Source organism: Xanthomonas sp. LMG 12462, assembly GCF_009192885.1.
In the GTDB taxonomy this organism is placed as follows: domain Bacteria; phylum Pseudomonadota; class Gammaproteobacteria; order Xanthomonadales; family Xanthomonadaceae; genus Xanthomonas_A; species Xanthomonas_A sontii.
Genome location: NZ_NMPP01000059.1, coordinates 66,909 through 76,676, shown reverse-complemented (window position 1 = coordinate 76,676; position 9,768 = coordinate 66,909). Strand labels below are relative to the sequence as shown.

Below are 9,768 nucleotides of genomic sequence, written 5' to 3'. Positions count from 1 at the left end.
CTATGAGGCTCATCCGCAGCGTAAAGTGAGTAAAAGAGACAGCAAAACTGGAGGGAAGACCAAAGACCGGGATGCGCTTGCAGGAGCGGCTTCAGCCGATGACGCAGTAAGCCCCTCTCCCCCCGGGAGAGGGGTTGGGGTGAGGGTCCGGGCGCGTAGCGGTCGCTGAACTGTCAGGTTTGTGCCGCGATGCATGAGCATGAGGGAGGCTGTTTGCGTTCGGCAGCCAGCGGTCTGATCGCGAGCGACTAAGTGCGCGTGCGTCGCGCATGTCTGCTTTGAGAATGCGCGCATCTACATCCGCTGTGTTCGCACATGCCGCCTTTCGTAGGAACGGCTTCAGCCGCGACAGGCTTTCCCGGGAAAGCCGATCACGGCTGAAGCCGCTGCTACAAAAAAAGACGCGTGGTTTCCGCACTGTCGTCCCGCGCCACGCCATCGGCGCAGCGCGGGACGCCGGCTCAGCGCGCTGTCGGCGCGTAGCGCAGGGTCAGCGCGTATTCGCGACCCGGCTGGTTGTACCAGTTCACCGTCTGGTAGTCGCGGTCGAACACGTTGCTGGCCTTGGCCTGCAGCGTCCAGTCCGGGGTGAACGCGTACTCCGCGCGCAGGTCGACGGTGCCGTAGCCCGCCAGGCGCACGCGGTTGGCCGCGTCGTCGAAGCGGTGGCCGCTGCCGAACACGCTGACGCCGAGCTTGACCGGGCCGATGCCGCGGTCCACGTCCAGGCGCGCGGTGTTCTGCGCGCGGCGCGCCAGCCAGTTGTCGCGGTTGCCGCCGTCGCTGCGGTTGCGCGGGTCGGTGTGGCTCAGCTGCGCCGACAGTTCCCAGCCGGCCAGCAACGCATAGCCGGTCAGTTCGGCGCCGCGGATGCGCGCCTCGTCCACGTTGACCGGCAGGAAGCTGACCGCGTCGTAGGAGATCAGGTCCTTGACCCGGGTCTCGTAGGCGTTGAAGGTCCAGTTCCAGCTGTCGGCATACTGCGCAATGCCGAGGTTGCCGCTCTTGGAGCGCTCCGGCTTCAGTTCCGGATTGCCGGCGAACGGGTAGTACAGGTCGTTGAAGGTCGGCGCCTTGAAGCCGGTGCCGACGCTGGCGGTGAGCTTGAGGCCATGCGCCAGTGCCAGGCCCCAGCCGAGGCTGCCGGTGGTGTGCTCGCCGAACTGCTCGTTGTCGTCGCTGCGCACGCTGGCCTGCACCTGCTGCGCGCCGAAGCGGCCCTGGTACTCGGCGAACACGCCGGTGTTGTCGCGGCTGTCGACGTCGAAGGCGGTGGTGCTGGTGACGTGCTCGCGCTGCCAGTCGCTGCCGACGCTGAGCAGATGGCCTTCGGCCAGGGTGATGTCGCCCTGCAGCGCAGCGGTGTCGCGGCGGCTGTCGAAGGTGCTGACGAAGCTGCGGGTGCGTGCGCCCGGCGCACGGTAGTAGCTGTCGGCGTCGTCGACGTTGCGGCCCAGTTGCGCGGCCAGGTGCAGGCGATCGGAGGGCGTCCAGTCGAGCTTGCCGCTGAACACCTGCTGGGTGTTGTCGGCCTCGTTGCCGGCGAACAGCGCGTCGCCGTCGTACTCGTTGCGGCTGTCGATGTTCAGCGCCTGGCCTTCGATGCGCAGCGTGTCGGTCAGCGCGTAGCCGCCGCGCGCGCTCAGCGAGACGTTGCGGTAGCCGTCGCGGTCGGGCTGGTCGACGAAGCAGCCGGCGAACAGCGTGGCCGAGCCGTTGCAGGCATTGATGCCGTCGGTCTTCTGGTAGCCGCCCTGCACGGCCAGCCAGCCGCGCTCGCCGCGGTTGCTGAAGCCGGCGCCGGCCTCGCGCAGGCCATGGCTGCCGCCGCCCAGGCTCAGGTTCTGCTGGAAGCCCTGGCCGCCGCGGCGGGTGAAGATCTGGATGACGCCGCCGATCGCGTCAGAGCCGTACAGGCTCGAGCGCGGGCCGCGCACGATCTCGATGCGCTCGATCTGGCTCAGCGGCAGGTCCTGGAACGCGGCCAGGCCGGCGCTGGCCGAGCCGATGCGCACGCCGTCCACCAGTACCAGCACATGGTCCGACTCGCTGCCGCGCAGGTTCAGCGTGGTCAGCTTGCCCAGGCCGCCCTGGTTGGAGACGCCGATGCCGGCGCGGCCCTGCAGCAGTTGCGCCAGCGAGGTGGCCTGGCTGCGCTCGATCTCGGCGCGGTCGATGACCTGCGCCGGCACCACGCTGTCCTCCACCGAGATCTGGGTGCGGGTGGCGGTGACCAGGACCTGGTCGAGGTCGGTGGCGGCATTGGCGGCGTGGGCCAGCGCGGGCAGGGACAGGGCGGACGCGATCGCGACCGAAAGCAGGCGGGACGACATGGGTGGCAACTCCGGCGCGCGGCTGCGCGCTGTGACGGCAAGGGAGTCGCGAACGGAAGGTGCAAGCGGACGGCGCCGGACACGGCGCGGCACGCCGCGACGCCCTCCGCATCGCAACCAGTGAACTGCAAGGCCGGTCTCCGGGCTGGCGATCAGGGAGGCGGACCTCCCGGCTGCGACGCCTTCCCATGCCCAGGGCACAGTGGCGCAGGTCGTCAGCGCGGATCGCTTACCGTTGCGGGGGCAGCGCCGGCCTTGTCGCAAGACGCACCGGCTTCCCGTTTCAACCCGCTGGCCGGAGCCGGTGGGTCACCTTGAAGCGGCGCGATTGTACGCGATCGCCGCTGGCTGCGCGGCTCAGTCGGCGTGAGTGCCGTGGCCGTCGTCGTCGCCGTGGTGGTCGCCCATCGGCGTGTCGTGCGTGTCGTGCGTGTCCTGCGCGTAGGCGCCGTCGGCAGCGTCGTCGTCGCGCGTGTCGTCGCGGTCGAAGTGGGTGGTCGCCACCGGCCCGGCGACCGGCAGGCCGCGTTGCGCCGGCAGCGCCGCCGTCGCGATCTCCAGTTCGCCCAGCAACTGCGCGCGGCGTGCCTCGGACAGTTCCTGCCAGTGGCAGCCGCTGAGCGCGCCTTCCAGCGAATACAGCAGGTTGAGGCTGGGCTTGAAGCCGGCGCGCTTGACCTTGACGAAGGCGCCGACCGCGCCGGCCGCCTCCAGGTCCTGTTGCGTGCGCACGCCGACCTGGCGCAGCCAGGCCGCGCTCTTGGGGCCGATGTTGCGCAGCTTGGTGGTGCTCATCGCAGGCTGTCGACGAAGACCTGGGCGATCGCTTCCAGGCCGCGCTGGTCGTCGGCGTCGAAGCGGGCGAGGTCGGGGCTGTCCAGGTCGAACACGCCGACCAGCGCACTGTCGCGCAGCAGCGGCACCACCAGTTCCGAACGCGAGGCCGCATCGCAGGCGATATGCCCGGGGAACGCCTCCACGTCGTCGATGCGCTGGGTCTGGCCGCTGCTGGCGGCCGCGCCGCACACGCCCTTGTGCAGCGGAATGCGCACGCACGCGGGCAGGCCCTGGAACGGGCCGACCACCAGTTCCTTGCCGTCGTAGAAGTAGAAACCGACCCAGTTCAGCCGCGGCAGCGCGTGGTACACCAGCGCGGCCAGGTTGGCGGCATTGGCGATACGGTCGGGCTCCCCGGCGACCAGGGCACGGGCCTGGTCGAGCAACTGGGCGTACTGTTCCGGCTTGCTGCCGGTGAGCGAGGACGAGGCGAACATCGCGCGAGTCTAGCAGCGCACTGCGTCCGCCGGCACCGCGGCGGCTGACGCGCGCGACGCACCCGGCTATCCTGCGCGCCGCCGCGCGTCCCGCCGGCCAACCGACAGGGTTTCGCATGGCTGTTCCCGCCTTCTACGTCACCGGCACCGATACCGGCATCGGCAAGACCATCGCCAGCACCGCGCTGCTGCACGCCCTGCGCGCGCGCGGCCAGCGCGCGGTGGGCATGAAGCCGGTGGCCAGCGGCTGCGCGCGCGAGGCCGACGGCTGGCGCAACGAGGACGCGCTGGCGCTGCAGGAGGCGAGCGCGCCGCGGCCGGCCTATGACGATCTCAATCCGTACGCGCTGCCGCTGCCGTTGGCGCCGGAACTGGCCGCCGCCGATGCCGGCGTGCAGCTGGAGCTGGCGCCGATCGCGGCCGCGTTCGACCGCCTGCGCGCGCAGGCCGACGTGGTGGTGGTGGAAGGCGTCGGCGGCTGGGCGGCGCCGCTGTCGGCGACGCTGGATCAAGCCGATCTGGCGCGCGCGCTGCGGCTGCCGGTGGTGCTGGTGGTCGGCCTGCGCCTGGGCTGCCTCAACCACGCCCGGCTCAGCGCCGCGGCGATCGCCGCCGACGGCCTGCAGTGCATCGGCTGGATCGGCAACGAGATCGACCCGGCGATGGAGCGCATCGACGACAACATGGCGATGCTGCGCGCGCGCCTGCCGATGCCGTGCTGGGGGCGCCTGCCGTACCGGCCGCAACCGCAGGCCGAGCAGTTGGCGGCGGAACTGCAGCCGTGGGCGGGCATGTCGCCCGGCTGAGCAACTGCCGGTGGCACTGCGCTGCCGGCTTTTGTGGGAGGGACTTCAGTCCCGACGCCTGACCGATGCCGCGTCGGGGCTGAAGCCCCTCCCACAAGATCAGGACGTCCAGGATCCGCAAGATGGGCTGATCCCGAATGCCGGGTTTCACTCCCGAAGCAAGCGCATGGAGAAGCCCGGTCGAAGAGGCGATCTACCGGCTCCTAGCAAAGCACCGGAGCTGAAGCCTCTCTCATCAGGAAAGGCAGGAACGCCAAGACGCACGCGATCAACCAATCCCCAATCCCCACTCCCGAATCCCGCCCATAAAAAAGGCCCGGTAGAGGGAGGGATCTACCGGGCCTTGGGTTGCACGGGGGGAGGGACCCATGCAGACCGAGCGTGCGTCGGGCAGCGAACCGCAGCGACGTCGAAAACTAGTGTTACTTGGCGGCGGGCTTGGCCTTCGGCGCGGCCTGTTCGGTCGCCGCTTCGAACTGGTGCTTGGCGAGCTGGCCGATGGCTTCGGAGGCCTTCAGGCCCAGGCCGAACACTTCCTGGTTGGCCGTGGCCAGCCGCTCGAAGTTGTCGCGGGCGATCTGCAGGCCCTTCGGCCACAGCGCCTGCACGGTGCCCAGATCGCGCGCCTCGGTCAGTTCGCCGAGGAAGCCGGTGGTGGCCGACACGTTCTTCTCGAAGGTCTTCAACTGCACGCCGAACACGCTCTCGGCGCTCTCCAGCGCCAGGCGGTTGGCACGCGCCGCGGCGGCGGCGAACTGCTGGGTGTAGCTGCTGAACTGATCGTTGAATTGAGCGGACATCATGCAACTCCGTTGGAATGCCGACTGCTGTTGCAGTGCAACATACGCTCATTCTGCTGCGATGCAACAAAATTTTCTGAAGCCGCTCAGGATTCGTTCAAACTGCTTTTCTGATCAATTACTTGGCGCAATTCCGCCAGCCCTTGCCGGACGCCTCTGCGGGCCTGGAAAGCGCCAGATGCGCGCAACGACGCAAGGCGGGCTGCACGCAAACCCTCAGCCGGCGCGGTGCCGCTCTTACGATTCCCGAATCCCCATTCCCCATTCCTGGCCTTCTTCAACCCGGCCCGCGATAGCGACAGCCGGAGGTGCAGGTTTCGTGCACCACCACTTCGCTCAGCAGCGGCAACACCGGCTTGAGCCGGTCCCAGATCCACACCGCCAGACGCTCGCTGGTGGGATTGTCCAGGCCCTCGATGTCGTTGAGGTAGTGGTGGTCGAGCTGGTCGTAGAGCGGGCGGAACGCCGCCTTGATGTCGCCGAAATCCATGACCCAGCCGCTCTCGGCGCCAGGTTCGCCGCTGACGTGCAGCTCGATGCGGAACGAATGCCCGTGCAGGCGCGCGCACTTGTGGCCGGGCGGTACGTTGGGCAGGCGATGCGCGGCTTCGAGGGTGAAGACTTTGAAGATATCCATGGGGAGCATTGTACGGTCAGGGGTGGAGCGGCATGGCGGGCTGCCGGCGCCGCGCGACGACGACGGCGCCGTCGTGCGGCAGGGTGTCGCGACATGCGCGATGCCGGGTGGAGCGGACAAAAAAGGCCGCCCCGAAGGGCGGCCCGAGTGCGTGCGCAGCGCGTGGCCGCGGACGGATCAGCGCGGCGCGGCGGGGCGGTTGCCGCCGCCGTTGCCGTGGCGGCGGCCCTGGCCCTGGCGGCGGGCGCCGTCGGCGTGGCTGCCGCCGGGCTTCTTGCTGCCGGCGTGCGCATGCGCGTGCGCCGGCGCATCGCCATGGCCGCGACGGGCGTGGCTGCCGCGACGCGGCGGACGCTGGCCGCCCGGACGCTCGTCCGGCGGGTTGTTGTTGCCCCAGCGGATCGGCGTGACCGGCTCGAAGCCCGGCACGTCGCGGATGTCCATCTCGCGCTTGAGCAGGCGTGCGATCGCGCGCAGCAGCTTGGCCTCGTCCTGCGCCACCAGCGAAATTGCTTCACCGGTCGAACCGTTGCGGCCGGTGCGGCCGATGCGGTGCACATAGTCCTCGGCGACCATCGGCAGGTCGTAGTTGATGACCTTGGGCAGCTGGTCGATGTCGATGCCGCGCGCGGCGATGTCGGTCGCCACCAGCACGGTGATGCGGCCGGCCTTGAAGTCGCTCAATGCGCGCAGGCGCTGGCCCTGGCTCTTGTTGCCGTGGATCGCCGCTGTCTTCAGCCCGGACTTGTCCAGGAACATGGTCAGCTTGTCGGCACCGTGCTTGGTGCGGGCGAACACCAGGGTCTGCTTGCGCGAGTCGGCGGCCAGCAGGTGCAGCAGCAGTTCGCGCTTGCGCGCACCGTCCACCGGATGCACGCGGTGGGTGATGGTGTCGGCCACGGTGTTGCTCGGGGTGGCCTGGATTTCCTGCGGGTCGTGCATGAACTCGCGGGCCAGCTGCTTGATGCCTTCCTCGAAGGTGGCCGAGAACAGCAGGGTCTGCCGGTTCTGCTTGGGCAGCTTGGCGAGGATGCGCTTGATCGACGGCAGGAAGCCCATGTCGAGCATGCGGTCGGCTTCGTCCAGCACCAGGATCTCGATGCCCGACAGGTCCACGCTGCGGCGCTCGAGGTGGTCGAGCAGGCGGCCCGGGCAGGCGATCAGCAGGTCCACGCCGCGGCGCAGCGCGTCGAGCTGGTTGCCCATGCCCACGCCGCCGTAGATGGTGGTGCTGGGGATGCGCAGGTACTTGCTGTAGCCGCGCAGGCTGTCGTGGACCTGGGTGGCCAGTTCGCGGGTCGGGGTCAGGATCAGCGCGCGCGGCTTGCGCGGGCCGGGGCCCACCGACTGCGGCGAAGTGCCCAGGTGCTGCAGCAGCGGCAGGCCGAACGCGGCGGTCTTGCCGGTGCCGGTCTGCGCGCCGGCCATCAGGTCATGGCCTTCCAGGGCGACGGGAATGGCCTGCGCCTGGATCGGGGTGGGGGTTTCGTAGCCCTGCTCGGCCAACGCGCGCAGCAGGAAGGGCGCAAGGCCCAGGGATTCGAACGACATGAGAATGCTCCGGATAACGCGCCGACGCCGGGACGGACCCGGCGCGCAGGCGCAAGTAGGTGAGGCTCGGAGCGTTCCCGTGAACCGCGCTGCGAGAGGGTGGATCAACCCGCAGCGCGAGGCTGGGGTTCGTCGGCACCACGAAAGGCGTCGGGCGGGGCGGGCGAGTCGGATCGTTGCGATCCTGGCCTCGCCGGCGGTCCCTGAGGGAAACGGACGGCCGCATGCAGACCGGCGCAGTGTACCTGAATTGGCGCGCTGCACAAAATGCGGGTCCGTTTCAGTTGAAACCAAGCCGGCGTCTGGCCGTACAATCGCCGGCTCAGCCCCCAGCACTGGACGGACATGAAGCTAGGTTCCCTGAAGGAAGGCGGTCGCGACGGCACCCTGATCGTCGTGTCCCGCGATCTGACCCGCGCCGTGCGCGCCACCGGCATCGCGCCGACCCTGCAGCGCGCGCTGGAGGACTGGAGCAACCTCGCCCCGCGCCTGAACGCGCTGTCCGAGTCGCTCAACGACGGCAGCGCCGACGGCCAGTTCGACCTGGACATGGCCGCGCTGGCGGCACCGCTGCCGCGCGCCTACGAGTTCCTCGACGGCAGCGCCTACCTGCCGCACGTCGAGCGCGTGCGCCGCGCGCGCGGCGCCGAGGTGCCGGAGAGCTTCTACACCGACCCGCTGATGTACCAGGCGGTCAGCGCCGGCTTCTACGGCCCGCGCGATGCGGTCAAGGTGGTCAGCGAGGACTACGGCATCGACCTGGAAGCCGAGATCGTGGTGGTCACCGACGACGTGCCGATGGCGGTCAGCCCGGCGCAGGCCGCCGCGCACATCCAGCTGATCGGCCTGGTCAACGACGTGTCGCTGCGCAACCTGATTCCGCCGGAACTGGCCAAGGGCTTCGGCTTCGTGCAGTCCAAGCCGCGTTCGGCGCTGTCGCCGGTGTTCGTCACTCCCGACGAACTGGGCGAGGCCTGGCAGGGCAACAAGGTGCACCTGCCGCTGTTGACCCACATCAACGGCGCCTGGTTCGGCGCGCCGGAGGCGGGCGAGGACATGCAGTTCGATTTCGCGCAACTGGTCGCGCACGCGGCCAAGACCCGGCCGCTGGCGGCGGGCGCGGTGGTCGGCTCGGGCACCATCGCCAACCAGGACACCACGCGCGGCGCCTCCTGCTTCGCCGAACAGCGCACCGTGGAAACCCTGCGCGACGGCAAGCCGAGCACGCCGTACATGTCCTTCGGCGACGTGGTGCGGATCGAGATGCTGGACCGTGACGGAGTGAGCATCTTCGGCGCGATCGAGCAGCGCATCGAGCAGGCGCCGCTGCCCTGACCCGGCCGGCGGCGGTGCCGGGGCGACCGGCGGCGCCGCAGCCCGGGTGTCCACCGGTATCGTTGTCGATTGCGCAAACGGAGGCGGGCATGGACGAGGCACTGCAGCTCTACACCTACTGGCGCTCCAGCGCCGCGTACCGGGTGCGCATCGGGCTGGAGCTCAAGCGTCTGGCCTACCAGTCGCTGCCGGTGCACCTGGTGCGCGACGGCGGGCAGCAACACTCGCCGGAATATGCGCGGTTGAACCCGCAGGAACTGGTGCCGACCCTGTGCCACGAGGGCCAGCCGATCCGTCAGTCGCTGGCGATCCTGGAGTACCTGGACGAGCGCTGGCCGGAGCCGCCGCTGCTGCCGGACGCGCCGATCGATCGCGCCCGCGTGCGCGGCCTGGCGCAACTGATCGCCTGCGACATCCACCCGCTCAACAACCTGCGCGTGACGCAGTTCTTCGAGAGCGCCTGGAACGTGCCGCAACCCGAGCGCGAAGAGTGGATGCGGCACTGGATGCAGACCGGCTTCGATGCGCTGGAGCAGTTGCTGGCCGAGTCGCCCGACACCGGACGCTTCTGCCACGGCGAGCAGCCGGGCCTGGCCGACTGCTGCCTGGTGCCGCAGCTCTACAACGCGCGCCGCTTCGGCGTGGATCTGCAGGCCTACCCGACCCTGGAGCGGATCGAGCGCGCCTGCCTGGCGCTGCCGGCATTCGACGCGGCGCGCCCGGAACACCAGCCCGACGCGCAGTAAGCTGGGACTATCGTCGCAGGAGCGGCTTCAGCCGCGACCGGGCATCCGCTGCTGCCAGTCGGCCACCAGCCCCTGCCGCACCGGTGAGCATGAGGATGTGGGAGGGACTTCAGTCCCGACGGCAGTTTTCCGGACACTTCGGCCTTCACGCGTCGCAACGGAAGTCGCTTCCATACGCGCTTGCGGCGCACTCGCTGGGCGCACCGTGGGAGGGACTTCAGTCCCGACGCGCAGTTGCGTGGAAGTGGCGTTTGCCCGCGCAAGGGCGACCCGCGGCGACCGCCGC

General features: G+C 69.6%; 9 protein-coding genes and 1 riboswitch. Of the genes, 3 read left to right on the top strand and 6 right to left on the bottom strand.

What is annotated here, in order from left to right; translation table 11 throughout:
* Positions 1-461: 461 nt before the first annotated feature.
* The 3 genes from btuB to CEK69_RS14815 form a co-directional block, all read right to left on the bottom strand.
* The gene (btuB, locus tag CEK69_RS14825; protein ID WP_152246406.1) at positions 462-2,333 is read right to left on the bottom strand and encodes a TonB-dependent vitamin B12 receptor; all 1,872 of its coding nucleotides are present in this window, start codon (positions 2,331-2,333) and stop codon (positions 462-464) included.
* Positions 2,334-2,446: 113 nt separating this feature from the next.
* Positions 2,447-2,665: riboswitch (cobalamin riboswitch) on the bottom strand.
* 25 nt (positions 2,666-2,690) lie between these two features.
* On the bottom strand, positions 2,691-3,128 hold the full coding sequence (locus tag CEK69_RS14820; RefSeq protein WP_152246404.1) for a TfoX/Sxy family protein: 438 nt from the start codon (positions 3,126-3,128) through the stop codon (positions 2,691-2,693).
* Positions 3,125-3,607: a GAF domain-containing protein gene (locus CEK69_RS14815; RefSeq protein ID WP_017912553.1), complete on the bottom strand. Its 483-nt coding sequence runs from the start codon at positions 3,605-3,607 to the stop codon at positions 3,125-3,127. The genes CEK69_RS14820 and CEK69_RS14815 overlap by 4 nt, the downstream gene beginning before the upstream one ends.
* Positions 3,608-3,723: 116 nt before the next feature.
* Here CEK69_RS14815 and bioD point away from each other — a divergent pair, with 116 nt between their 5' ends.
* The gene (gene bioD / locus CEK69_RS14810) at positions 3,724-4,413 is read left to right on the top strand and encodes a dethiobiotin synthase (protein ID WP_152238944.1); all 690 of its coding nucleotides are present in this window, start codon (positions 3,724-3,726) and stop codon (positions 4,411-4,413) included.
* 422 nt (positions 4,414-4,835) lie between these two features.
* Here bioD and CEK69_RS14805 read toward each other — a convergent pair whose 3' ends face one another.
* The 3 genes from CEK69_RS14805 to CEK69_RS14795 form a co-directional block, all read right to left on the bottom strand.
* Positions 4,836-5,213, bottom strand: coding sequence for a phasin family protein (locus tag CEK69_RS14805; RefSeq protein WP_026143664.1), 378 nt, complete (start codon positions 5,211-5,213; stop codon positions 4,836-4,838).
* A gap of 277 nt (positions 5,214-5,490) precedes the next feature.
* Complete coding sequence (gene queD, locus CEK69_RS14800) at positions 5,491-5,850, bottom strand: 6-carboxytetrahydropterin synthase QueD (RefSeq protein ID WP_017912556.1); 360 nt, start codon at positions 5,848-5,850, stop codon at positions 5,491-5,493.
* A gap of 177 nt (positions 5,851-6,027) precedes the next feature.
* Entirely contained in the window at positions 6,028-7,401 is a 1,374-nt protein-coding gene (locus tag CEK69_RS14795) for a DEAD/DEAH box helicase (protein WP_152238945.1), read from the bottom strand.
* A 345-nt stretch (positions 7,402-7,746) separates the two neighbouring features.
* On the opposite strand from CEK69_RS14795, the gene CEK69_RS14785 reads away from it, so the two are divergent.
* Complete coding sequence (locus CEK69_RS14785; RefSeq protein ID WP_017908490.1) at positions 7,747-8,736, top strand: fumarylacetoacetate hydrolase family protein; 990 nt, start codon at positions 7,747-7,749, stop codon at positions 8,734-8,736.
* An 89-nt stretch (positions 8,737-8,825) separates the two neighbouring features.
* Complete coding sequence (gene maiA / locus CEK69_RS14780; RefSeq protein WP_152182542.1) at positions 8,826-9,482, top strand: maleylacetoacetate isomerase; 657 nt, start codon at positions 8,826-8,828, stop codon at positions 9,480-9,482.
* Positions 9,483-9,768: the final 286 nt, after the last annotated feature.

Bases quoted from the DNA above. Each gene is read 5' to 3' on its own strand.
- btuB (WP_152246406.1), bottom strand. From the start codon at position 2,333: ATGTCGTCCCGCCTGCTTTCGGTCGCGATCGCGTCCGCCCTGTCCCTG.
- CEK69_RS14820 (WP_152246404.1), bottom strand. From the start codon at position 3,128: ATGAGCACCACCAAGCTGCGCAACATCGGCCCCAAGAGCGCGGCCTGG.
- CEK69_RS14815 (WP_017912553.1), bottom strand. From the start codon at position 3,607: ATGTTCGCCTCGTCCTCGCTCACCGGCAGCAAGCCGGAACAGTACGCC.
- bioD (WP_152238944.1), top strand. From the start codon at position 3,724: ATGGCTGTTCCCGCCTTCTACGTCACCGGCACCGATACCGGCATCGGC.
- CEK69_RS14805 (WP_026143664.1), bottom strand. From the start codon at position 5,213: ATGTCCGCTCAATTCAACGATCAGTTCAGCAGCTACACCCAGCAGTTC.
- queD (WP_017912556.1), bottom strand. From the start codon at position 5,850: ATGGATATCTTCAAAGTCTTCACCCTCGAAGCCGCGCATCGCCTGCCC.
- CEK69_RS14795 (WP_152238945.1), bottom strand. From the start codon at position 7,401: ATGTCGTTCGAATCCCTGGGCCTTGCGCCCTTCCTGCTGCGCGCGTTG.
- CEK69_RS14785 (WP_017908490.1), top strand. From the start codon at position 7,747: ATGAAGCTAGGTTCCCTGAAGGAAGGCGGTCGCGACGGCACCCTGATC.
- maiA (WP_152182542.1), top strand. From the start codon at position 8,826: ATGGACGAGGCACTGCAGCTCTACACCTACTGGCGCTCCAGCGCCGCG.